19 protein-coding genes are annotated in these 24,524 nt (G+C 61.5%); 5 read left to right on the forward strand and 14 right to left on the reverse strand.

Translation table 11 applies throughout. The features are described 5' to 3' along the window. Positions 1-45: 45 nt before the first annotated feature. The 11 genes from urtA to trpS form a co-directional block, all read right to left on the reverse strand. A complete protein-coding gene (gene urtA, locus J9788_RS11525; protein WP_025302020.1) occupies positions 46-1,314 on the reverse strand; it encodes an urea ABC transporter substrate-binding protein in 1,269 nt (422 codons plus the stop codon). A 35-nt stretch (positions 1,315-1,349) separates the two neighbouring features. Then, the gene (locus J9788_RS11530) at positions 1,350-2,060 is read right to left on the reverse strand and encodes a GntR family transcriptional regulator (RefSeq protein ID WP_046897112.1); all 711 of its coding nucleotides are present in this window, start codon (positions 2,058-2,060) and stop codon (positions 1,350-1,352) included. 14 nt (positions 2,061-2,074) lie between these two features. Then, a complete protein-coding gene (uca, locus tag J9788_RS11535) occupies positions 2,075-5,695 on the reverse strand; it encodes an urea carboxylase (protein ID WP_182264908.1) in 3,621 nt (1,206 codons plus the stop codon). 2 nt (positions 5,696-5,697) lie between these two features. Then, on the reverse strand, positions 5,698-7,527 hold the full coding sequence (atzF, locus tag J9788_RS11540) for an allophanate hydrolase (RefSeq protein ID WP_182264909.1): 1,830 nt from the start codon (positions 7,525-7,527) through the stop codon (positions 5,698-5,700). A 254-nt stretch (positions 7,528-7,781) separates the two neighbouring features. Continuing rightward, positions 7,782-10,925, reverse strand: a complete 3,144-nt coding sequence (locus J9788_RS11545; RefSeq protein WP_182264910.1) for a right-handed parallel beta-helix repeat-containing protein — start codon at positions 10,923-10,925, stop codon at positions 7,782-7,784. 193 nt (positions 10,926-11,118) lie between these two features. After that, positions 11,119-11,583 (reverse strand): DUF1456 family protein, encoded by a 465-nt coding sequence (locus J9788_RS11550; protein WP_016928588.1) that lies wholly within the window; start codon positions 11,581-11,583, stop codon positions 11,119-11,121. A gap of 108 nt (positions 11,584-11,691) precedes the next feature. Beyond that, positions 11,692-12,591 carry a phosphonate ABC transporter, permease protein PhnE gene (phnE, locus tag J9788_RS11555; RefSeq protein WP_046896879.1) on the reverse strand — a complete coding sequence of 300 codons (900 nt, stop codon included), beginning with the start codon at positions 12,589-12,591 and terminating at the stop codon, positions 11,692-11,694. Further along, positions 12,588-13,451 carry a phosphonate ABC transporter, permease protein PhnE gene (gene phnE / locus J9788_RS11560; protein WP_016928590.1) on the reverse strand — a complete coding sequence of 288 codons (864 nt, stop codon included), beginning with the start codon at positions 13,449-13,451 and terminating at the stop codon, positions 12,588-12,590. Before phnE (J9788_RS11560) ends, phnE (J9788_RS11555) begins: the two co-directional genes overlap by 4 nt. A 79-nt stretch (positions 13,452-13,530) precedes the next feature. Beyond that, positions 13,531-14,463 (reverse strand): phosphonate ABC transporter substrate-binding protein, encoded by a 933-nt coding sequence (gene phnD, locus J9788_RS11565; RefSeq protein ID WP_004939482.1) that lies wholly within the window; start codon positions 14,461-14,463, stop codon positions 13,531-13,533. 41 nt (positions 14,464-14,504) lie between these two features. After that, positions 14,505-15,338 (reverse strand): phosphonate ABC transporter ATP-binding protein, encoded by an 834-nt coding sequence (gene phnC, locus J9788_RS11570; protein WP_019454697.1) that lies wholly within the window; start codon positions 15,336-15,338, stop codon positions 14,505-14,507. Positions 15,339-15,455: 117 nt separating this feature from the next. Then, positions 15,456-16,463, reverse strand: a complete 1,008-nt coding sequence (trpS, locus tag J9788_RS11575; RefSeq protein WP_182264911.1) for a tryptophan--tRNA ligase — start codon at positions 16,461-16,463, stop codon at positions 15,456-15,458. A 290-nt stretch (positions 16,464-16,753) separates the two neighbouring features. Here trpS and J9788_RS11580 point away from each other — a divergent pair, with 290 nt between their 5' ends. After that, the gene (locus J9788_RS11580; RefSeq protein WP_046896878.1) at positions 16,754-17,629 is read left to right on the forward strand and encodes an NAD(P)-dependent oxidoreductase; all 876 of its coding nucleotides are present in this window, start codon (positions 16,754-16,756) and stop codon (positions 17,627-17,629) included. 32 nt (positions 17,630-17,661) lie between these two features. Here J9788_RS11580 and J9788_RS11585 read toward each other — a convergent pair whose 3' ends face one another. The 3 genes from J9788_RS11585 to J9788_RS11595 form a co-directional block, all read right to left on the reverse strand. After that, positions 17,662-18,189 carry a cysteine hydrolase family protein gene (locus J9788_RS11585; RefSeq protein ID WP_182264912.1) on the reverse strand — a complete coding sequence of 176 codons (528 nt, stop codon included), beginning with the start codon at positions 18,187-18,189 and terminating at the stop codon, positions 17,662-17,664. A 29-nt stretch (positions 18,190-18,218) separates the two neighbouring features. Further along, the gene (locus tag J9788_RS11590; protein WP_033652667.1) at positions 18,219-19,322 is read right to left on the reverse strand and encodes a suppressor of fused domain protein; all 1,104 of its coding nucleotides are present in this window, start codon (positions 19,320-19,322) and stop codon (positions 18,219-18,221) included. A 163-nt stretch (positions 19,323-19,485) separates the two neighbouring features. Then, a complete protein-coding gene (locus J9788_RS11595; RefSeq protein ID WP_182264913.1) occupies positions 19,486-20,358 on the reverse strand; it encodes an oxygenase MpaB family protein in 873 nt (290 codons plus the stop codon). A 242-nt stretch (positions 20,359-20,600) separates the two neighbouring features. Between J9788_RS11595 and J9788_RS11600 the strand changes: the two genes are divergently transcribed. The 4 genes from J9788_RS11600 to J9788_RS11615 all read left to right on the forward strand — a co-directional run bounded on the left by J9788_RS11600 (position 20,601) and on the right by J9788_RS11615 (position 23,834). After that, positions 20,601-21,044 carry an acetyltransferase gene (locus J9788_RS11600; RefSeq protein WP_033642318.1) on the forward strand — a complete coding sequence of 148 codons (444 nt, stop codon included), beginning with the start codon at positions 20,601-20,603 and terminating at the stop codon, positions 21,042-21,044. Positions 21,045-21,309: 265 nt separating this feature from the next. After that, positions 21,310-22,335, forward strand: coding sequence for a methionine ABC transporter ATP-binding protein (locus J9788_RS11605; protein ID WP_033642317.1), 1,026 nt, complete (start codon positions 21,310-21,312; stop codon positions 22,333-22,335). Next, positions 22,328-22,996 (forward strand): methionine ABC transporter permease, encoded by a 669-nt coding sequence (locus J9788_RS11610; protein WP_033642316.1) that lies wholly within the window; start codon positions 22,328-22,330, stop codon positions 22,994-22,996. The genes J9788_RS11605 and J9788_RS11610 overlap by 8 nt, the downstream gene beginning before the upstream one ends. A 19-nt stretch (positions 22,997-23,015) precedes the next feature. Then, entirely contained in the window at positions 23,016-23,834 is an 819-nt protein-coding gene (locus J9788_RS11615) for a MetQ/NlpA family ABC transporter substrate-binding protein (protein ID WP_033652662.1), read from the forward strand. The last annotated feature ends 690 nt before the right edge of the window (positions 23,835-24,524 follow it).

The following is a 24,524-nucleotide window of genomic DNA, read 5'->3' on the forward strand; positions in this document are numbered from 1 at the left end:
TCTGTTGGGCCGGCGCGCGTCGAGCCGCGCCGGCGCTGAGTGACGTTACTTGCCGCCTTTCACCGGGTAATCCGGTTTTTTGTCGTTGCCGGCGATATACGGACTCCACGGCTGCGCGCGCACCGGCGCCTCGGTCTGCCACACTACGTTGAACTGGCCGTTGCCCTCGATCTCGCCGATCATCACCGGCTTGTGCAGGTGGTGATTGGTCTTGTCCATGGTCAGCGTGAAGCCCGACGGCGCGGCGAAGGTTTGCCCGGCCATCGCCGCGCGCACCTTATCGACGTCAGTGGTGCCGGCCTTTTCCACCGCCTGCGCCCACATGTGGAGGCCGACGTAGGTGGCCTCCATGGGATCGTTGGTGACCGCAGTGGCGTAATTCGGCAGATTATGCGCCTTGGCGTAGGCCTTCCACTGACTGACAAACTGTTTGTTGGTCGGGTTATCCAGCGATTCGAAGTAGTTCCAGGCCGCCAGATTGCCCACCAGCGGCTTGGTGTCGATGCCGCGCAGCTCCTCCTCGCCGACCGAGAAGGCGATCACCGGCACGTCGGTGGCCTTGACGCCCTGGTTGGCGAGTTCTTTGTAGAACGGCACGTTGGAATCGCCGTTGATGGTGGAGATCACCGCGGTGTTGCCGCCGGCGGCGAACTTCTTGATGTTGGCGACGATGGTCTGGTAATCGCTATAGCCGAACGGCGTATAGACTTCTTCGATATCCTTGTCCTGCACGCCTTTGCTGTGCAGGAAGGCGCGCAGGATCTTGTTGGTGGTGCGCGGATAGACGTAATCGGTGCCCAACAGGAAGAAGCGCTTAGCGCCGCCACCGTCCTCGCTCAGCAGGTATTCCACCGCCGGGATCGCCTGCTGGTTCGGCGCCGCGCCGGTGTAGAACACGTTCGGCGACATCTCTTCGCCTTCGTATTGCACCGGATAGAACAACAGTCCGTTCAGCTCCTCAAACACCGGCAGCACCGACTTGCGCGACACCGAAGTCCAGCAGCCAAACACCGCCGCCACCTTGTCCTGGCTCAGCAGCTGGCGCGCCTTTTCGGCGAACAGCGGCCAGTTGGAGGCCGGATCCACCACCACCGGCTCCAGCTTTTTGCCGAGCACCCCACCTTTGGCGTTGATCTCGTCGATGGTCATCAGCGCCACATCCTTCAGCGGCGTCTCGGAAATCGCCATGGTGCCGGAGAGCGAACTCAGAATGCCGACCTTGATGGTGTCGGCGGCCTGCGCGCTCCAGGCCAGGCCCAGGCCGACAGCGGCGGCGGACAGCGCAAAAGCTTTGATAAAACGACGACGTTGCATAGTTCAAACTCCTGATGTGTGTGAAATCAAAATCGTTACGCCGAGCGCGCAGGCTGCTGAGCCCGCGCCTGGTGCAACATGTGCAGCGTTATTTTTCGTACCTCTGCCTTGCTGACGGCGATATGCTCGCTAAGCAGCGTTTGCGCCGCCCCGCTTTGCCGCCGCAGGATCGCCTGCAAAATGGCGGCGTGCTCACGGTAGGTGGCGTCCACCCGCGCCTGCTGGGTGAAATCCAGCCGGCGAATGATGCGGATCTTTTCGGTCAGCTCACGGTGAATGCGCGCCATTTCGCCGTTGCCCGCCGCGGCCACCAACGCCTGATGAAACTGCTCATCGTGCTGCGACACCGCCTTGCCGTCCGCCAGACGCGGCGCTTCGGTCCAAAAACGGCTCAGCGCCGCCAGCGCGTCCGGCGTTTTCCCGGCCGGGCGTTCGCACAGCCGTTTCACCGCCTCTTGTTCCAGCACGATGCGCAGGTCGTACAGCTCCTCGAAGTAGGCGAAATCGAACGGCCGCACCTGCCAGCCGCTGCGAAACAGCACCTCGACATAGCCTTCGCGCTCCAGCCGAAACAGCGCCTGACGCACCGGCGTGCGGCTGGCCGCCATGCGCTGCGCCACGTCGCTTTCGCTGAAGCGATCGCCCGGCAGCAGGCGAAACTCGAAGATGTCGGCCTTGAGCTGCAGATAAATGCGCTCCGCCAGCCCCTCCGGGCGCGCCTTGTGCTCTCCGTTGGTGATTTGCATCATCGCTCCTCCGTTCAGACCGCCTTTTCCAGCCACAGCAGGGCGTCGCCCGGCCCGACCGGCCGCCCCTGCCGGCAGCTGATGCGTTTAACGATCCCGGCGCGCGGCGCGGTGACCGCCAGCTCCATTTTCATCGCCTCGACCACGATCAGCGGCTGCCCGGCCGCCACCGCCTGCCCCGGTTCCACCAGGATCTTCCACACGCTGCCGTTCAGATCGGCGCTGACCAGATCGCCGTCGATGGCGTCTTCTTCCTCCGGCGGCAACAGCTGCGCCTCGGCCTCGTCGTCATCGCTGCGCCAGCGCGCCACTTCGGCGCTGAACGCCTGCTGCTGGCGATGCTGGAAGTCGGCGATCGCCTCGGCGTTGTCGGCCAGGAAACGGGTGTAGGCGGCGAAGTCGAACTCGCTCTCTTCGATGCGCACCTGCATGCGCCCTTCACGGAACGCTTCGCGCTGCTCGTCCAACTCTTGCTCGCTGACCGGGTAGAAGCGCACCTGATCGAAGAAGCGCAGCAGCCAGGGCTCACCGGCGGTGAACTGCGGGTTTTTGAGAAACTTGTTCCAGATCGGCAGCGTGCGCCCCACCAGCTGGTAACCGCCCGGCGAGTCCATGCCGTAGATGCACATGTACATGCCGCCGATGCCGACCGTCCCTTCGGCGGTATGGGTGCGCGCCGGGTTGTATTTGGAGCTCAGCAGGCGATGGCGCGGATCGAGCGGCACCGCGCAGGGCGCGCCGAGGTAGACGTCGCCCAGCCCGAGGATCAGGTAGCTGGCGTCGAACAGAATGTCGCGCACCTGCTCGCGTCGGCTCAGGCCATTGATGCGCTGAATGAAATCGACGTTGTTCGGCAGCCAGGGCGCCGAGGCGCGCACCGTCTGTTGATAGCGATCCACCGCCCCCAGCGTGGCCGAATCCTCAAACGCCATCGGCAGCCACACGGTGCGCGTCGGCACCTTCAGGCGGCTGACGTCCCCCAGCGCCCGTTCGCGCGCCAGCAGGCGCTGCAGCAGGTCGGCCTGGCCAATCTGCCGGCTGTCGTAGCGGATCTGCAGCGAACGCACGCCCGGCGCCAGCTCCGCCACGCCCGGTATCGCCTCCTCACGCAGCGACTGCATCAGCAGATGAATGCGCAGCCGCAGCGCCAGATCGAGCACGTTGTCGCCGTACTCCATCAGGATGTAGCCGTCCCCCGCCTGGCGATACGCCACCGCCGGGCGCCCTTCCGCCGCCGGCAGCGCCGCCAGCACCGCGGCGGAAACGGTCTCCGCCGGGGCCAGATCCGGCGGCGGCAGGGTGATGGCCTTCACCGCCGCCAGCGCTTCGATGCTGCCGAGCTGCGCCTGCTCCAGCGACTGCGCCTGCCGGAAGCCGATCGGATGGAAACGGATGCGGTCGCCCGGCTTCACCTGCCCCACTTTCCACAGTTCGGCCTTGGCGATGGTCACCGGACAGACGAAGCCGCCGAGGCTCGGCCCGTCGCGGGTCAGGATCACCGGGAAGTCGCCGGTGAAGTTGATGGCGCCGATGGCGTACTCGCAATCGTGCACGTTGGAAGGATGCAAACCGGCCTCGCCGCCGTCCTCCCGCGCCCACTCGGGCTTCGGCCCCGCCAGGCGCACCCCGAGGCGGTTGGAGTTGTAATGCACCTGCCAGTCGGTGGCGAAAAAGGCCTCTATCGATTCAGCGGTGAAAAAGTCCGGCGCGCCGTGCGGCCCGTACAGCACGCCGATGTGCCACTGGTCGCCGTAGTGCGGGATCAGGCTGTCGTCCATCGCCTGCGGCGCGGCGATCGGCGCCGGGGTGGTGCTGGCCGCCAGCGCCGGTTGGGCGATCGCCAACATGTCCGCCACCCGCAAGGTGCGCCCGGCGTGGCCGCCGAACTGGCCCAGCGCGAAGGTGGAGCGGCTGCCGAGATATACCGGCACGTCGAAGCCGTTACGTACCGCCAGATAGGTGCGGCAACCTTGCGTAGCACGGCCCAGCGTCAATACCTGCCCGGCCCGCACCGCGATCGGCCGCCAATACGCAACCGCCTCGCCGTCCAGATCGGCCGGGCAGCTGGCGCCCGTCAGCGCGATGGTGGCGTCGCAGTGAAAGCGCAGCGTCGGCCCCTGCAGGGTAAACTCCAGCCCGGCCGCCGCCGGGTGGTTGCCGACGATGCGGTTGGCCAGCCGAAACGCGAAGTCGTCCATCGGGCCGGACGGCGGCACGCCGATGTCCCAATAGCCGAGGCGGCCGGGATAATCCTGCACGCTGCTGTAGGTGCCGGGTTGCAGCACTTCGAGGCAGTGCGACTGGAAACGCACATCGTCCAGCAGGCGCGTCCAGACGTCGCCGCGCTGAAATTGCGGCGTGGCGATCACCTGCCGCAGATAGTCGAGGTTGGTGGCGATGCCGTGCAAACGGGTCGCCGCCAGCGCCGCGCGCAATTTTTCCAGCGCCTGCGCCCGATCGGCGCCGTGCACGATCAGCTTGGCGATCATCGGATCGTAAAACGCCGACACTTCGCTGCCGGTCGCCACCCAACCGTCGAGGCGCACGTCGTCAGGGAAATGCACCTCGGTCAGTACGCCGGGGCTGGGCTGGAAGTTTTTCAGCGGATCTTCGGCGTAGAGGCGCACTTCGATCGCCGCGCCCTGCGGCGCGCGTTGCAACGTCGCCCAATCCAGCGCGTCGCCCGCCGCCACCTGCAGCATGCATGCGATCAGATCCAGGCCGGTGACCATTTCGGTGACCGGGTGCTCGACCTGTAAGCGGGTGTTCACTTCCAGGAAATAAAACTCGTCGCGCGCGGCGTCATAGATAAACTCTACGGTGCCGGCGCTGCGGTAATTCACCGACTCGCCCAGCGCCACCGCCGCCCGGTGCAGCGCCTGGCGGGTCGCCGCCGGCAGATGCGGCGCCGGGGTTTCCTCCACCACCTTTTGGTTACGCCGCTGCAGCGAACAGTCGCGCTCGCCGAGCGCCGCCACCCGCCCCTGGCCGTCGCCGAAAATCTGCACCTCGACGTGGCGCGCCCGATCGACGAAGCGTTCGATAAAGGCGCCGGCGTCGCGGAAGAACTGCTCTCCCAGCCGTTTGACGCTGTCGTACGCGTCGCGCAGCGCCGCCTCGTCGTCACAGCGCGTCAGGCCGATGCCGCCGCCGCCGGCGGTGCTTTTCAGCATCACCGGGTAGCCGATGCGCGCGGCGGCGGCAACCGCCTGCTCAACGCTCTCCAGCAAGCCGGTGCCCGGCGTCATCGGCACCCCGGCCAACGCCGCCAGCTCGCGCGCCCGGTGCTTGAGGCCGAACTCGCGCATCTGCGCCGCCGTCGGGCCGATAAAGGCGATGCCCGCCGCCTCGCAGGCGTCGGCAAACTCGGCGCTCTCGGACAAAAAGCCGTAGCCGGGGTAGATCGCCTGCGCGCCGGTGGCCGCTGCGGCCGCGAGGATCTTGTCGATGCGCAGGTAACTGTCGGCGGCCTTGTCGCCGCCGAGCGCCACCGCCCTGTCGGCCTCGGTGACGTGCGGCGCATTGCGGTCGGCGTCGGAGTAGACCGCCACGCTGGTGACGCCCAGGCGTTTCAGGGTGCGAATGGCGCGGCAGGCGATTTCGCCGCGGTTAGCGATAAGTACGGTAGTAAACATGTTCATGCCCCCTTAACGCTGGCGAGATAGTCGCGCCAGCCGCCAAACTCAGTGATATCCGTCGCGTCTTCCAGCGCCCAGGCTTCGCAGATAAACCCCTTCACCCGCCGGCCGTCCGCCAGCAGCAGCGTGCCGATGCCCAATGGCGCCGGAATTTCCGCCACAAACTCGCCGAAACGCGCCAGCGGGATGTCCCACAGCTCAACGCGGATCGCCGCGCCCTGCGCCACGCGCGCCAACCCTGGCTTCGGCGGATCGGTATCGGCCAGCGCGTAGAGGCGATAACAGGGGGCGGTGACGGTTTGCTCCACCTGCACCGCGTCACGCTGCGTCAGCTGGACGTTGAGCGGCATACCGCTAAGGTGAGCGCCCACTACCGCCAGACGCACGTGCCCTTTGGACGGCGCCGGCGCAGGCTGCGGCGGCAATGCCCGGCCGATGGCCCCGAGCGGCAAGGCGCTTTGCCGTTGCCAACGCAGGCCAAACGCCGCCAGCGCCCGGTCATGCCAGGCGGGCGCAATCAGGGTGATGCCCGCCGGCAGCCCGTCTTCGCGCAGCGGCCCCGGCAGCGCCAGCGCGCTCAGATCGGCCAGGTTGGTGAAATTGGTGTAAGTGCCGAATTGCGAATTGAACAGCACCGGCTCTTGCGCCATCTCCGCCAGGGTGCGGATAGTGGGCGCGGTCGGCACCACCAGCGCGTCGAACGGCGCCAGCCGCTGGGCGATCTGCCGCGCCAATTCGGCGCGCAGGTATTCTGCTTTGTAGGCGTCGCAGGCGCTGTAGCCCAGGCCGTTACCAACGATGCCGCGCACCACCGGATCGATAGCCTGCGGGTTCGCTTCCAGCACCTGCTCAATCGCTACCGTGCGCTCCGCTACCCAGGGGCCGTAATACAGCTGTTCCGCCAGAGTGCGAAACGGCGCGAAATCGAGGGGTTCCAGCGTGGCGCCGCCCGCCTGCAGCTGCGCCAGCGCTCGGTGAAACGCCCGCTCGGCCTGCACGTCGCCGAAAAACTCCAGCTGGGCGGGAACGGCGAAACGCGGCGCGGCGGGGATATCCGCCGGCGCGGTATACAGATCGGGGCGGGAATACGGGTCTGCCGCGTCAAAGCCGCTCGCCAGCTCCGCCACCTGCGCGGCATCGGCCACCGTCAACGCGAAGACCGACACCGTATCGTTCAACCGGCAGGCCGGCACCACGCCGCGGTTGGACAATCGCCCTTTGGTCGGCTTCAGCCCGACGATGTTGTTGAACCCGGCGGGCACGCGCCCCGAACCGGCGGTATCGGTGCCGAGCGCGAACGGCACCAGGCCGCGCGCCACCACCGAAGCGGAGCCGGAGCTGGAACCGCCGCTGACGTAGCGGCTGTCGAAGCTGTTGACCACCGCGCCGTAAGGTGAGCGGGTGCCCACCAACCCGGTAGCGAACTGGTCGAGGTTGGTTTTACCGAGGGCGATCGCCCCGGCGGCGCGCAGGTGGGCGACCACGGTGGCGTCCGCCGCGGCCTGATAAGTGAACGCCGGGCAGGCGGCGCTGGTCGGCCAGCCGCCGACGTCGATATTGTCTTTGATGGCGAAGGGCACGCCGAACAGCGGCAGGCGGCTGAGATCGCCTGCGACCACCTCGAGCCTCTGCGCCAGCTGCCGATACTGCTGCTCGCGCTGCGCCGGCGTAGCGAGATACAGCCAGGCGTTATCGTCTGGGTTCAGCCCGGCGACCAGCGTTTCGATCGTCGCACTGACGCAGGCGAGGCGCTCGCCCGCCGGACGGGTTTGATAATGGTGCTGCCATTCACTGAGGGTAAAACCGCACGCTACAACAGATTCGCTCATCGACTGAATTCCATCTGGTACACAAGATGGGATCCAACAGAGCAACCGGCGTGCCAATTTTTAATCTCATGATTTCAATAAATTATAATTAAAACTTATGACGATGGCAGCAAACGGGCTGCACCAGCGGCGCGCAGCGGGAGAACAAAAAGAGTGCAATGGCGGGATGACGCAGAGGAAAAAACGGGGCGGCGACACTCGCCGCCCCGGAAGGATGATATGGATAGGTCAGCCATCAGCCGCAAGTTCAGTACCTACCATGTGGTGAGCGCCACCCTTCTCCAGGTATTGGCCGCCGTGCAAACATAAAAGAATGCGGAGTCTGCCGACCATTGGCCTATTTTACCGGGCGCAACGGCCGAAGCGGGGACAGCAACTCTGACACCTACAGGATCTCCGTTCACGTTCGCTGAATCATAAATATTCAACACTTTTATGTGGCCGGAGGAGAATTGGTTATTCGGCCCACCAATAGGATAAGCGCCGTTACCGGCCGGATAGATGCCATTATCCGCAACCGTTAACTGCTTGGTGTACAACCCGCTCCATTTGAATGAAGGTTGCCCTAAGGCGGTCGCGATATCCTTCTGCGGCGAAAAATCCGCCGGGGAGATGGATACGCCGCTGCTGGTCGTATTGTTATTAGCGCCAAGCGTAAACTTAGGTGAAAAACTAATTAAAGAAGCCCCGTCCTGAGCCAACCTGACGCCCGGTTCAAACCCCTGAAGGTTATTGCCTGGAGAAATACCGCCAAAGTAATGATAGTTGGTACTTCCCCCTTTGGCGGCATAGAACAGGTTATCGGAGTCGCCCTTGATGCCATGGAAAATCGCCGGATAAGCGCCATTACTGGCCCTGTCCGCCAAGGACCACGGAAGCTGCCTCGGGGTCATATCAGCGATTGCCGCGTTGGCGAATCTTGTCGTATTGCTCATCATGTTATCAAACACAAATGCCGCCGCAATGCCGTTTACCGGCTCTGCCGCCACATTGTAAGTGGTAGTACTCACGTTATAGAAACCGCCTCGACATTCAAAAGTGCTTCCATCACTCTGAAGAATGGTTTCACCTTCGCAAGTAAACTGCCCCAGGATGTTATCGGTGTTGGTCCGGGTGAGTTTGATCGCCGTTGCGCCGACGCCGCCGAACAGGTGGATGTAGCAGAAACCGTTGTACCAGGTTGCTCTGTTGGCGTTTCCTCTCAGCTCCAGCCCCACGCCGGCATCCATATTTGTGCCGCCATCGCCCGGATTGCCGGAAACTTTGATCTGACATTGAATTTCATGGAACCCCACGCCGTGGAAGGAGCTATCTCCACCATTGCTTTCCATCAAGATGTTCGACAAGCCACGGTGGAACCGGCAAGAGTGAAAACTGACGAACTCTGTAAACGCACCGGCATAGCCGTTCAACAGATGTAGGTTCACAAAAAACTTCATAATCAGCAATCTTTCATGCCGCATGAAGCAGGAACCATTAATCCGATAGCCGGTGCCCGTATATAACGCGCCCTTGGCCGGCGTAATCGTCACGTCGCTGATATATTTGTTGGTATGGATCCCGGAACCGCCTTTCGACTCAAAACACGCATGATCATTAGACGTCGGCTTAAAGAAGAATTTCGTACTAATCCAATTTTCACCCTCTATCGCAATGCCTTTATCTCCGGTGTAGTTTTCCCCCCCTAAATTTAACGTATCCGTAATGTAATAGTTGCCGGCAGGCACATAGAGCTTCTTGCAACCTTGGCTAATCGCATAAGCGATAGCCTGTTTAAACGCCTGCGTATCATCCGTACCAACGCCAGCGGTATCATTCCAATCGCCCTTCGCGCCGAACATCTGCGGGGTAATGTGGGCCACGCCTTCATTCGGGAAGGAATACTGAATAAGTTGATTGCCCGTCACCCCAGCAATCGTAGAGAGAATAGGTTTAAAAGCGCAATCCCAGGCGTTCTTGCCAATGAGGGTCGTTTCGTCAAATTCCCCGCCTAACTCCAGCGCCCGAGCGGGAGAAGCAAGTTTAATCACATTCCCTTCAATAATGGCGTTTTTCCCATTCAAGAAACGGATATAACCAAACCCAGCGTCCGTCACCCGATTGCCGGAAAACACAGTACGGTCGCCATACAGCTTGATCCATACCTGACTGGCGCCCCATCCGGAGTTGGTTATCTTATTGCCGGTCATCACGCAGCTATTAGCGAACAGGGCAACCTTGCAGTTATTGATAATATTGCCTGAAAGGGTCGCCTCCGTTGCGGCAATGCCATTGAAGGCCGATGCCGTGGAAGTACCACAGAAGTTTAAAAAGTTATCTGCGATAACAGACTCAGCGACAGAAATATCGTTGTTACCGTGATAATCGATGCCATTTTCAACGGTATCCTCAACGTGATTCCCGATAATTCGGGAATTATTCGTAGGGATTTTAGTGGGGTTATTTACTAAGGAATAGTCGATCTGAATGCCGAACCTTTCGATCGTTTTGATGTAGTTATTAGAGATATTAATGTCACTGATTCCACCCAGCGAGATGCCATAGCTGGTATTAACAATATGGTTATTGGCAACGGTCAGGTTAGTGAATGAATGAGGCGTACCGGTCACTTCATTATTCAATGTCACCCCGCCCCCTCTTTGCGTATGCCCGGCCCCTGCCGGTTTCTCAGGCTTGTGCCCATCGTGAATATGATTGTTCACGATTAAGATGTCATAAGCCTCTCTGTTCACGCCCGTTTTCAGCAGGATCCCGTCACCCTGGTGATTCGTCAGTTCGTTATTCTGGATCGTAATATGGCGTCCGCCACGAACGGCGATAGGTTCTTCTCCCAGATCCTTAAGCAAATTGTTCTCAAGAGTAACGGACGTACAGTCAGAAAGGCCCAAAGCATCGGTATGCATGCTGATGACGCAATTTCTCACGGTGAAGTTTTCACAACGGGTGAAAGCCATGCCGGTACACGCGCGAGTGGCATACCACCAAATAGGATCGGCATCTTTCTGTGTCGCCTTTCTCGTAATCCTGAGATCCTCCACGAGGAAATTCGACTGTTCAACGGTATTAAAAATGTTGATTTGAGGCGTATCGTCATCCAGATGAATTTCGCCACCGCCATAAATATGGCAGTTGCTGGGGATCTGCAGAGGTTGCCAAGCCGGACCCAACGTCAACCGATAGACATTCGCCATTCTGACCTGGCGTTTTTTTATCGATTTAGCGGCATCAATAGCCACTTTGGCGAACATGGCGCTGACAGCCTCTCGATCATCGGCCAGGCCATCGCCCACGGCGCCGAACTGTTCGGGGGTATATTCAGCAAATTCACCGCCGTCATTGGTCTCAGCGGCGGCATTTTTTGCGTTGAACAGCAGATCTTCTTTTGACATTTGAGCCATTGAATTACTCCTCTGGATTTTACGTTTCAATCGACATTGAATTGAACGAACCCTAAAAAAGTAACCGGATAGGCGGCACGCCCTCCATCGATGACGGATGGCTGAGGGCCTGTACAACAACGGCGGGGGGGAGAGCGGCAATAAAAAAGGCGCAACCTTGCGATTGCGCCTGATGTTCGGTGAACGCTGCGCGTTACTCGCCGCGAATGCGCTGCGCCAGCCCTTTGAGGAAGTAGCGCAGCATCTGATCGCCGCACGGGCGGTAGTTCTTGGTGCCCTCTTTGCGGAACAGCGCGCTCAGCTCCGGCTTGGAGATGCGGAAATCCACCGCGGTGAAAATCTGGTGCATGTCGGTGTCTTTCAGCTCGAACGCCACGCGCAGCTTTTTCAGCACCAGGTTGTTGGTGATTGGCAGCTCAACCGCCGGCGCCGGGAACTTGTCGTCCTTGCCGCGTTTGAAGAACACCAGGCCGTTGAGGAAGTGCGCCATCACTTCGTCCGGGCACTTCTCGTAGCCCGGCTCGCCTTCTTTGATCACGTAAGCGTCCATCGCCGACACCGCCACCTCGAAATCGTCCAGTTTGATAATCTCGACCATTTTGGCGTTGTTAATGCTCAGCATATAGCGCACGCTGCGCAGCACGTCGTTGTTCATCATGGGATTGCATTGCCTTATTTGTCTAACGGGGACGTGCGCACATTGCGAAACGAAATGACTGCCACACACCTTGAATGTGCGGCAGTATAGGGATCGGCAAGGGGTTTCTCAATCGATTTGGCTTTTTTGCTGATACAGCGGGATGTCTTCACCGATGATGTACTTGTTGCGCAGCAGCGACGAGACCTTGTCCATGATCATCACCACCACCACCAGGATCAGGGTGATGAACATCACCACGTCCCAGTTCCACAGCCGCATGTTCTCCGCGTACACCAGGCCGATGCCGCCGGCGCCGACGAAGCCCAGCACCGCCGCAGAGCGGGTGTTGGATTCGATCTGGTACAGGCTGAGCGCCAGGAAGGTGGGGAACGACTGGGTGAAGATGCCGTAGCGGTGCTTCTGCAACCCGTTGGCGCCTACCGCCGTCAGGCCGCGGCTCGGGGACTTGTCCACCGCCTCGTGCCCTTCGGCGTACAGTTTGCCCAGCAGCCCGACATCCTGCATCACGATAGCCAACACCCCGGCCAGCGGCCCCATGCCGACGGCGCGCACGAAGATCAGCCCCCAGATCGCCATGTCGATGCCGCGCAGCACGTCCAGCAAGCGGCGCACCAGCACCGAAACTGGCCGCAGCAGCGGCGTCGACATCACGTTGCGCGCGGCGAAGAACGACAGCGGCAGCGCGATCAGCGACGCGGTGATGGTGCCGGCGAACACGATGGCGATGGTGATGCCGATCTGCTGGAAGTAGTACATGAACGGCCAGTTGGCGAAGTCATGCCAGACGAACATGCGCAGGAAATAGCGCCCCAGCTGCTGGCAGCCGTTGATAAACTGCGGCCAGCTAATGCCGAAGACCAGGAAGAAGAACACGTAGTACAGCACGATCGCCAAGGCGATCAGGCCGACGGTGCGCAGGTAACGCCCCTGCTGCGCGAAGATCGCCGGATGCTGCTGTTTCAACTGGCGTAGCGTTTCCGCCGATGCCGGAGTGCCCGCTGTCATTTTGCCCCCTCCACCACGCGCTTGCGCAGCTCGCCCGACACGTAGTCGAGCACGGAAACCACCACGATGATCAGCAGCAGCGTCATGCTGACCTGATCGTAACGGTCGAGTTTAATGTTGGTCATCAGCTCCTGGCCGATGCCGCCCGCCCCCACCAGCCCCAAAATGGTCGACTGGCGAAAGTTGATCTCCAGCCGCATGAAGCTGTAGGAGAGAAACACCGGCTTCACCTGCGGCCACAGGCCAAAGCGCATGCGCTGCAGCGGCGTGGCGCCGCAGGCCGCCAGCCCGCGTACCGGTTTGTTGGAGGCGGTTTCGATCGATTCGTAGAACAGCTTGGTCAGGCTGCCTATGGTGTGCAGCGCCAGCGCCAGGAAGCCGGGAATGGCGCCGATGCCGAACGCCATCACGAACATCACCGCCCACGCCAGCTCCGGCATGGTGCGCAGAAACGCCACCAGCGTGCGGATCGCCAGCCGCACCGAGGCCGGAGTATAGGTATTGCCGGCCGCCAGAAACGCCAGCACGGTCGCCACCAGCACCGAGAATATGGTCGCCGCCAGCGCCAGCTGCAGGGTCTCCCAGATCAGCGGCAGCTGAATGTTCAGGCGATAGCCCCAGTAGGCCAGCGAGCCTTCGGTACGCCCATCGGCGAACAGCAGGTTCCAGTGCAGCGTCGGCACGGTTTCGGCCAGATAGTCGAAGAAGTGCGGAATAGACACCCAGACGGTGTGCAGGTTGAACTCGGCGAGGTTGCCGGCGCCCAGGTACAGCACCACCAGCCCGAGCGACCACAGCAGCGCTTCGCGCTTTTGCTTGCTGCGGATCCGTTGGTAATAGTGTGCGAAATCGGTATTCAAAACAGGTCTTCCATCGTTATGGAACAAGGGGTTCAGCATGCTGAACCCCCTTCATTCGGGCGGCCGAGGCAGCCGGGAATCAACGGTCGCCTTTGGTCAGCTCGCGCTTCATATCGATGATGGTCTGGTATTCCGCCAGGGTGGTGTCGCCGATGTGCTGTTTGCCGCCCATCGCTTTGATAAAGCACGCGTGATCGTCTTTATCCAGCTTCTTGATGGCGGTGACCACTTTGGCCTTGAAGTCGGCCGGCAGCGAGTTGCTCACCAGGATCGGGCCGTTCGGGATCAGCGGCGACTGCCAGATGATGCGGATCTGTTTCATCAGGTCCGGATGATCCATGCGGATCATGCGGGTGAACGCGCCGCTGGTATAGCCGGTGTTGTAGTCGCCGATCATCGACGCCCAGGTCACTGCGCCTTCGAACTGGCCGTTCAGCACGCCGAGGATGTCCTGCTCGTGGCCGCCGGAGAAGGTGACGCTGGAGAAGGTGTTGTTGTATTTGTTGTCGACCGTGCCGCCGAACAGCTTTTTAAACGCCTGGTTCGGGATCAGGAAGCCGGAGGTGGAATCCGGATCGGCGAAGCCGATGGCCTTGCCCTTCAGGTCTTCCAGTTTCTGGTACGGGCTGCCGGCCTTCACTACCACCACCGAGTGGTAGCCGCGCGACTGGTCGACGTCGTCAACCGCGATGCCGACGATGTCCACCGCTTTCGGATCCTTGATGTAAACCGAAGCGAACGACGACGGCGACATGCTGAGCACCAGGTCAATCTTGCCGCCCAGCAGGCCCTGGATCACGCCGGAATAGTCGGACGAATTGCGCAGCTTGGTATCGACGTTCAACTCTTTATCCAGGAACTGCTTCACGCACTGGTTATCGCCGATCTGCTGGGTGGCGTTCTGGCCGCCGAGAATGCCCAGGTTCAGCTCTTTCGGCGCATCCGCTGCGGCAGCATTAAATACCATCATCGCGCCGGCCATCAGGGTGGTCAGACTCAATACTTTTTTCATTAGGTGTGCCTTGTGTGTAAAGGGTAAAGGTCAAAAGTGCTTCAATGGATCTGATTGGCTTCCTCGCCATACAGTTGGTGCAGGATCCGTTCGTTCAGTTGCGAAGGATGCCCGTCAAACACGATCTTCCCGTGGGCGATGCCGATCACCCGCGAGCAATACTCTTTCACCAGTTCGACCGAGTGCAGGTTCACCATCACCGCGATGCCGTCTTCGCTGATTTTCTGCAGCGCGTCCATGATGCGGCGGGTGTTTTTCGGATCGAGCGACGCCACCGGCTCATCGGCCAGCAGGATTTGCGGGTTTTGCATCAGCGCGCGGCAGATGGCGACGCGCTGCATCTGGCCGCCGGAGAGGTGCTCGGCGCGCTGCAGCGCGTGCGGCAGCATGTTGAGCCACTGCAACAGCTCGATGGCGCGAGCGCGGTCGGCGTCATCGAACAGTTTGAAGAAGGATTTCAGAGTGGAGGTGTGGCTCAGGCGCCCCAGCAGCACGTTGGTCATCACGTCCAGCCGCGGCACCAGGCAGAAGTCCTGGAAGATCATGCCGCAGCGCGCGCGCCATTGGCGCATCTGGCGGCCGGCAAGCTGGGCGATATCCTGCGCCACGCCATCGTCTTCGAAGTGCAGCATCTCGCCGCAGCTGGAAGGAATGGTGCCGTTGAGGGTATGCAGCAGCGTGGACTTGCCTGCGCCGGAGCGGCCGATCACCGCCACGAATTCGCCGGCGTGCAGATCGAAATTGATGTCATCCAGCACGCGCTGCTGCGCTTTGTAGGCCTTGCCGAGCCCCTTTACCGATAACACTTTGCGGGATGCGGCGGCGTGCTGCCCTGGAAAGTCGTGCTGCGCCAATTTTAACAGTGCCTGAGCCATATGATTTCTCTGGTTTCAGTGGCTAATCATTATGGGCACCTATTAACGGATAAGTTTATGACAGTGGGATGATGGTTTTATGGCCGGGGCGTGACGCGTGACGCCCCGGCGTGCGCATCATTCCAGGCTAAAGAAGTCCAGCCCCAGCGCCGCCTTGACTTGCTGCAGCGTCTGCTGGCTGACCTGATGCGCGCGGCGGGTGCCGTGCTGCAGGATGCGCGTCAGCTCGCCTTTATCGGCGATGAATTCGGCGCGGCGGGTACGGATCGGTTCGAGCAGGCTCTGCAGGCAATCCTCCAGCAGCCGTTTGATTTTCACGTCCCCCAACCCGCCGCGCCGGTAGTGCGCCTTCAGCTCCGCCACCAGCGCGGCGTCTTCGCAGAAGGCGTCCAGATAGGTGAACACCATGTTACCCTCCACCCGGCCGGGATCGCTGACGTTGAGATGGCCGGGGTCGGTGAACATGCTCATCACCGCCTTGTGCACCTCGTCGGCGCCGGCGCCAAGCGGGATGGCGTTGCCGCGCGATTTCGACATTTTGCCCTGCCCGTCCAGCCCCGGCAGACGCCCGACGTTGCTCAGCAGCGGCTGGCACTCCGTCAGTACCGGTTGGCCGACGATGTGGTTGAAGCGCCGAACGATCTCGTTGGTTTGCTCCAGCATCGGCAGCTGATCCTCGCCGACCGGCACGTGGGTGGCGCCGAAGGCGGTGATGTCCGCCGCCTGGCTGACCGGATAGATCAGAAAACCGGCCGGCAGGCTGCGGGCGAAATCCTTCTCGGCGATTTCGCTTTTCACCGTCGGGTTGCGTTCCAGCCGCGCCACGCTGACCAGGTTGAGGTAGTACATCGTCAGCTCGGCCAACGCCGGCAGCGCCGACTGCAGGCAAATGGTGGTCTTGTGCGGAGCGATGCCGACCGCCAGATAGTCGGCCACCACGTTGAGCACGTTGGCACTGATTTTTTGCGGGTTGTTGCCGTTGTCGGTCAGGCCCTGCAAATCCGCCACCATCACCGTTTGGTTATGCTGGTGCTGCAGTTCGACGCGCTGGCGCAGCGAGCCGACGAAGTGACCTAAATGCAGTGGGCCGGTGGCGCGATCGCCGGTAAGAATGGTGTAACTCATGACAGTGCTCCTGAAGGTCTGTAGACCGCCGGATCAACGCCACAAAAGATAATGCCGCCAAACCGGCGGCATTAAAAAGAGATGTGAATACTCGTGCCGCCTCAGAAGAGGCGCCACCATGACTGATTGTGGGTGGAGTGCATCGATATATTCATGCCATCAAGGTATACCCGCAGCGGCAATGCGTCAATAGCCCGCCGCCGGCGCGTAAGACGGCGTTACACTCCGGCATTTGCGTTCCTGGCCCGGCGCGCTAGGGTAAAACCTTCAACCTGAAAAAGGAGCGCATGATGAAGATCGGATTTGCCGGACTGGGTGGGATGGGCAGCGCCATGGCGGCTAACCTGGTGAAGGCGGGATTTGCGTTGACGGTATGGAACCGTTCGCCGCAGGCGGCGCAGCCGCTGGTGAGCGCCGGCGCGCGGCAGGCCGAACGGCCGGAACAGTTGGCCGATGCCGACGTGCTGATCACCATGCTGGCCGACGATGCCGCGACGCAACAGGTGGTGGTGGACAGCGGATTGCTGCAGCGGATGAAACCGGGCGCGCTGCATATCAATATGGCGACTATCTCGGTCGAACTCGCCAAACGCCTGACGACGCTGCATGCGGAACACGGCATCGGCTATATCGCCGCGCCGGTGCTGGGCCGGGTCGACGTGGCCGCCGCCGGCAAGCTGAATATTCTGGCGGCCGGCGATAGCGAGCGGCTGAAGCAAGCGCAGCCGCTGTTCGATGCCCTCGGCCAGAAAACCTGGCACTTCGGCGCCGATCCGGCGCAGGCCAACGTGGTCAAAATCGCCACCAACTTTACGCTGGCCAGCGCCATTGAAGCGATGGCGGAAGGCAGCGCGCTGGTGCGCAACTACGGCGTTTCCGGCGCCGACTATCTGCAGATGCTGAGCGGCACCGTCTTCGCCGCCCCGGCCTATCAGGGCTATGGCGCGCTGATCGCCGCCGAGAAGTATTCCCCCGCCGGATTCCGGCTGGCGCTGGGGCTGAAGGACGTCGGGCTTGCGCTGGCCGCCGGCGCCGACAGCCATACGCCGATGCCGTTCGCCGGGGTGCTGAAAGACAATTTCCTCGACGCGATGGCGCAGGGGGATGCGGATCTGGACTGGGCGGCGCTGGCCAAGGTGGCGGCGCGACGAGCGGGCCTGAAATAACGAACGGGGGCGTTGGCCCCCGTTTTCCATACTCAGAACACGATGTCCGCCGCGGGTATGGCGCGGATCGGCACGCCGAAGCTGTCGATGTTCGACAGCGTCTCGTTATGGTGGGTACGGATCAGCAAACCGTCGGCATAGGATTTGTCGTGGCAGGTGTGGGCATCCGCCGCCAGCGTCACCGGATAGCCGTGCGCCGCCGCGCTGCGCACCGTGGTATCGATGCAAAACGGCGTGGAGTAGCCGCAAACCACCAGCTGCGATACGCCGTTGGCGATCAGTAACGCGCCGAGCGAAGTGCGCAGGAACGAGTCCGGCGTGGTTTTATCCACCCGATGGTCGCCCGGCGCCACCTTCAGCGCCGCAAGCAGTTGCCAGGCGGCGCTGCCATGCGGCAGTTCGTCGTCCGGCGTATGGTGCTGAATCACGACAACCGGCACGCCCGCCCGGCGGGCGCGCTCGCTCAGTTGGTTGATGCGCGCAACGGTGCCCGCGGCATCCGCCGGCGGCGGCGTAAACAACCCTTCCTGCACATCGATAATCAACAGCGCGCTGGTCATGGCGGCTCCCGAAGAGAAGACAAGTCGCGTCAGCACACCGGCTGGCGCGGGCGGAAAATATGGTCGACGCCCTGCTCGCGCAGCCTGTGCACCAGATCGTGCCCGCCGTTCGGCGTGGCGTGCGCCAGCTGGCGCTCGGCGGTAAACACCGGGCTGGCCCAGAACAGGTTCACCGGATCGCCGTACTGCTGCGGCAACGTCAGGTGCGCGTGATGCGGGTAGAAGGACGACGATAAAATATAGCCTTCATAGCCCAACGGCGCCACGTCGGACTCCAGCGTATGCCCTTCGCCGATCCAGGTCAGCCGCGCCCAAGGCGCGTGAGCGAAACCGGCCAGCGCGCTGGCCATCTGCACCGCGTTGTCTTCGGTCATGTATTGGCTGTCGATGGCGATCGCCATCTCCATGCGGCGATAGCGCGAAGCCTCATCGTTGAACAGGATCTCCACCCACGGCATCGGCCGAATGCTAACGCCCATGGTGAGGAAGTAATAGATGCCGTCGCGTTCATGCTGGGTGATGGCCATCGGAGGCCACTTGCCCTGATCGATGGCGTAGTATTTTACCGAAGGGCCGAAATGCTGCTCATAGCGCGCCTGAAAATCGCGCTGCATCTTCGGCCACGGATTGCCCTCTTCACGCTGCCAGCTGCGCCAGAATTGGCGGGTGCTCTCCGCCTGCGCATATTGCGTGTTGGTTGAGGCCGAACCGAGCGGATAGGCCAACGGGCTCTCCTTGATGCAGCTGGCGGAATAGCACACCGAATGGTCGATATACAGGCTCCAGCCGGGGATCACCGCCAGCAGTTGGCCGTAATACCACAGGGCCGCGCCGTCGTCGCTTTCGCTCCACACCACCATCAGCCCTTCCGGGTTCAGCGGCGCTTCCCCTTCCAGGTTGCGGCAAAATTCCGCCGCCAGCATCGGCGGTTGCCCCTGCTCCAGCGCGGCGCGATCTTCCTGCAGCGGCGCGGCGGCCAGATTGCGCAGCCAGCAGGCGCGCACCTGATAGCGATCGCTGTAGGCTTCGGCGGGATAAATGTAAAAATAGGCTGCCCTGCTCCCTTGCTGAACCACCGCGACCAGCGTCTGGTTCTCATTGCTGACTTCAGCAAGTACGTATGACTCGTTCATATCACCTCAATAGGGTCAGGGCGCGGCAGAATCGGCTGCGCGCAAAAAATGGAATGTGGCTTTGCCCCCAAGTGTAAAACGCATTACTGGCCGGATCACCCGTAAAAGTCTCAAAAACGGCCGTAAACGAAGATAAACAAAGGCTAATTATAGCGGCTGCGGCTCATGACGGCTGAGTGATGCGCCGCACCGCACGCTGATAGGAACCGTTGCGCATCGACGCGCCCAGCACCTTGCCCAAACCGGCGGCGCCCGTTCGCACCAGCCGCCGCCGCAGCGCGCCCGGATGAAAACCGAACTGCCGCTGCGCCCAATCGGGTAACAGATCGATGCCCGCCTGCATCACCACCCCGCCGAGGGGGCGCGCCAATGCGCTCGGCGCCGGCGCCTTCAGCAGAATGCGCGCCACCTCTTGCGTGCGTTCATCGCACACCAGCTGCGGCCGCATCGCCTGCAGATAGTCGTCTACTTCCGCGCAGGACTGAGGGATGGTGGTCGCCCCCAGCGCGGCGGCCACGCGCGCCGCTTCGCGATAGTATTGATCCTGCAAATCGCGGGAAAGATGCGGGTTGCGGTAGCGCAGGTGGCTGGCCAGAAAACGGCTGCTCTCCGCCACGTGCACCCAGGTCAGCAGCGCCGGATCGCTGGCGGCATAGGGCGTGCCGTCGCTGCCGACGCCGGCCACTCGCAGGTGGATGGCTTTGACTTTGGCGATCAGCCGCTCCGCCTCGGCGGTCGGGCCGAAGGTGGTGACCGACACGAACTGGCTAGTGCGGCGCAGGCGGCCGATCATATCGTCGCGGAAGTTGGAGTGATCCCATACGCCGGCCAGCGCCAACGGGTGCAGCATTTGCAACAACAAGGCGCTGACGCCGCCGCACAGCATCGGGGTGAAGTCGCGATGTACCTGCCAGATGACCGACTGCGGGCCGAACAGCCCCGGATCGCCGGGCGGATTCTCAAAATCGACGCCGCCGAGCGCCAGCCCGGTCAGGCTGAGCACCTGTTTTTCTATCGCTGCGCGTACCGCTTCCATCCTGCCGCCCTCTTGCTCATTCAGCGGCCAGTGTATCACGCGGCGAGCGCCTCATTGCGCCCTGCGGCGGTTGAAAGCTTTAACTTACTGAATTACAGTTGTTATACCGCTTGCAACCAGGCGGGCCTATTCGATCCACTGCAGAGGCGCTTTGCAGGGCGTTAACCCACGTTAATTCGGCACTAACCCCACAAAACCTCTATCTAGTTTCTTTTCCTTCAACTTAGATAGCAGAGAGTTCGATGATTACCATCAGAGCACGCGCGGCGGAAGACAACGCGCAATTGGCAGATATCTGGCTGCGTTCGGTGCGCGCCACTCACCACTTTTTAACCGAAGACAACATCGCACAGCTGTTCCCGCTGGTGCTGAACGACTACCTGCCGGCGGTCAACGTTTGGGTGGCCGAAGAGCAGCCGGGGCATCCCTGCGGCTTTATCGGTCTGAACGGCAACAAGGTGGAGATGCTGTTTATCGATGCCGATCAGCGCGGCAAAGGCGTGGGCAAAGCGCTGCTGACCCACGCGGAAACGCTGCACGATGAGCTGCAGCTGGACGTGAACGAGCAAAATCCGCAGGCCAGCGGCTTCTACCGCCACTACGGTTTTGTCATCACCGGCCGCTCACCGCTCGACGGCCAGGGCAACCCGTTCCCGCTGCTGCACATGAAGCTGGAAAAACGCTAGTCCGCCTCCGCCGGCCGCCCTGCGGCCGGTTTTCTCCCCCTTATCTCGCTCGCCGCTAATATATCAAATCAGAATAAGTAATAGATTTTACATTCTTCCTGTCACTATAAACCCTCGGTAGGATTGCCCGGTATTCACCCGCAACAGAGGTTCCGTCCGTCACTTCCCGCCGGGTTGTGCCCCGCCGAAAAGCCGAACGATCCTTGTCCGGCGCGACGCGCCCCGGACGGAATGCTGTGATGTATCGATAAGGATCCGCTTCGCTATGATCGTTCTTTCGAACGTTTGCAAAACTTTTGACAGCGCACAGGGCCGCGTCGTGGCGGTTGACGACGTCAGCCTGGCGATAGAAGCCGGGCAAATTTACGGCATCATCGGCTACAGCGGCGCCGGCAAAAGCACGCTGATCCGCCTGCTCAACGGCCTGGAAAAGCCCACCAGCGGCCGCATTGACGTGGGCGGATTCGATATCGCCCGCGCCAAAGGCAGCCACCTGCGCCAGGCGCGGCTGAAAATCAGCATGGTGTTCCAACACTTCAACCTGCTGTGGTCGCGCACCGTCAGCCAAAACATCGCTTTTTCCATGCAGATAGCCGGCGTCCCCAAGGCGCAGATTGCCCCGCGCGTGGCAGAACTGATCGCGCTGGTTGGCCTGCAGGGGCGCGAAAACGCCTACCCGTCGCAGCTCAGCGGCGGCCAGAAACAGCGCGTCGGCATCGCCCGCGCGCTGGCCAATAACCCGAGCGTGCTGCTGTGCGACGAGGCCACCTCAGCGCTCGATCCGCAAACCACCGACGCCATTCTCGACCTGCTGCTGGCCATCAATCGCCAGCTGAAATTGACCATCGTGCTGATCACCCACGAAATGCACGTGGTGCGCAAAATCTGCCACCGCGTGGCGGTAATGGAAAACGGCCGCATCGTCGAAGAGGGGCCAGTGCTCGAGGTGTTCACCCGGCCACAGCAGCCGATCACCCGGCAGTTCGTCAAACAGGTGTCGCAGTATGCGGACACGGCTGAGAGCTTCAACCCGCAGCTCACCGCCCACCTGCCGGGGGCGATCTTCAAGCTGACCTTCGTCGGCGAACAAACGCATCAGGCGGTGATCGCCGAGGTGATTCGGCGCTACCCGCTCACCGTCAACATTCTGCACGGCAAGATCAGCCACACCCTCAACGGTTCGTTCGGCGAACTGTACATCCACGCCGAAGGCAACGAACAACACGTCGCCGACATGCTCAGCCTGCTGAACGAAAGAGACATCGCCGTCGAGGTTATCCAACATGATTGAATCCCTGTTCCCCCACCTGCGTCTGGACCAACTGTGGGACGCCACCTGGGAAACGCTGTACATGACCGGCATCGCCGGTTTGGCCACGCTGGTGCTGGGCATCGTGCTCGGCGTGCTGCTGTTTTTAACCTCGAAGGGGCAGTTGCTGCAAAACCGCACGGTCTACACCCTGATCTCCGTGCTGGTCAACGTCTTCCGCTCCATTCCGTTCATCATTCTGATCGTGCTGCTGATCCCGTTCACCAAGTCGCTGATCGGCACCATTCTCGGCGCGGACGCCGCCCTGCCGGCGCTGATCGTCGGCGCCGCGCCGTTCTACGCCCGACTGGTGGAGATCGCGCTGCGCGAGGTCGACAAAGGGGTAATCGAAGCGGCGCGCTCGATGGGCGCCAAAAACCGCACCCTGATTTTCCGCGTCTTGCTGCCGGAGAGCTCGCCGGCGCTGGTTTCCGGCATCACCGTCACCCTGATCGCGCTGGTGAGCTACACCGCGATGGCCGGAGTGATCGGCGCCGGCGGCCTGGGCAACCTGGCCTATCTGGAAGGCTTCCAACGCAACCACAGTGACGTGACGCTGGTGGCAACGCTGACGATCCTGCTGATCGTTTTCGTCATTCAGTTCATTGGCGACACCCTGACAAGAACGCTCGATAAACGTTAATTAACCAAGGAAAACGATGATGAAAAAGCACCTACTGATGTTGGCTTTCGCCTCTGTCGCCACCCTCGCCTCTTACGGCGCCGCCGCGGCGACCAAGCTGGTGGTTGGCGCCTCCAACGTGCCGCACGCCGAGATCCTCGAACAGGCCAAACCGATACTGGCGAAGGAAGGCATCGATCTGCAGATCAAGCGCTTCCAGGACTACATCCTGCCGAACACCGCGCTGGCCAGCCACGACATCGACGCCAACTACTTCCAGCACGTGCCTTACCTGAACTCGGTGCTGAAAGACCACGCCGACGACAAGAGCTACGACTTCGTCAGCGCCGGCGCGATCCATATTGAGCCTATCGGCATCTACTCGAAGAAGTACAAGAGCCTGAAAGATCTGCCGGAAAACGGCAAAATCATCATGCGCGACGCGGTGGCGGAAGAAGGCCGCATTCTGTCAATCTTTGAACGGGAAGGCGTGATCAAGCTGAAGCCAGGGGTGAGCAAGGTGGATGCGCGCATCGCCGACGTGGTGGAAAACCCGAAACACCTGAAGTTCCAGGCTAACGTTGAAGGCGCGCTGCTGCCGCAGATGTACAACAACAACGAAGGTGACGCCGTGGTGATCAACGCCAACTACGCCATCGACGCCGGGCTGAATCCGACCAAGGATCCAATCGCGGTCGAAAGCGGCGAAAACAACCCGTACGCCAACATCATCACCGTGCACAAAGCCGACGTGAACAAGCCGGAGATCGTGGCGCTGGTGAAAGTGTTGCACTCCAAGCCGATTCAAGACTTTATCCGCGAGAAGTACCAGGGCGCGGTGATCCCGGTCAATCAGTAATGGGTTAAACGGCCCGGTAAAAGCCGCAATGCCGCTCACTTAAGCCTGAGTGGCATTTTTTTATCCAGCCTCTGGGCGTTCTGTGCAGGGGAATTGCCGTAAATGTCCGCATTTCTCTGTGGCCAATATGAACGGCAATTGGAGGGGCCGATGGCGCGGCCCCTCCACCCGCGCCTTCGCTTAACACCATCTGTCCGCTACGCGGATACCCTCGCCGCGTCAGCGTTGTCGGGCGGGTCGGCTGCGACAAACGTCCCTGTTAGTCTCGCCTCAACCGGCCTTCCCTGGCCGATTGACCCTGACAACGCCGTCTTGCTCGGCAGCCGGTGATGCGCGCCCAAGGTCAACACCTGAGCTGGCTGCTACCGGGAAATCTGTCGCTTATGAGGTTCTGGTAGAGAAGTTGGAGATGAGCGCGGTGTTGGGCGCCCTTGAAGACGCCGAACGCAGGCATAGCGCATTAGGCGAAACCGCCATGGACGGCGGTTTCAGGTGAGACAGGCAGGGACGCCTGTCGCAACCGGCCTCAATGCGCTATGGCGGAGAGAGGGCAGTTGGCAAAGCCAACCGTCTGATAGGGCAAAGGCGCGGGTTGCCAGGGGCCGCGCCTTCGGCCCCTGGCTCGGTCGAGGTGCGTGAGCCACATGGGGCATCTCACTTTTATCGACCGAAAATGTCACGAACGCCTGC

This window comes from Serratia sp. X10, from assembly GCF_017811775.1.
Lineage (GTDB): Bacteria > Pseudomonadota > Gammaproteobacteria > Enterobacterales > Enterobacteriaceae > Serratia > Serratia ureilytica.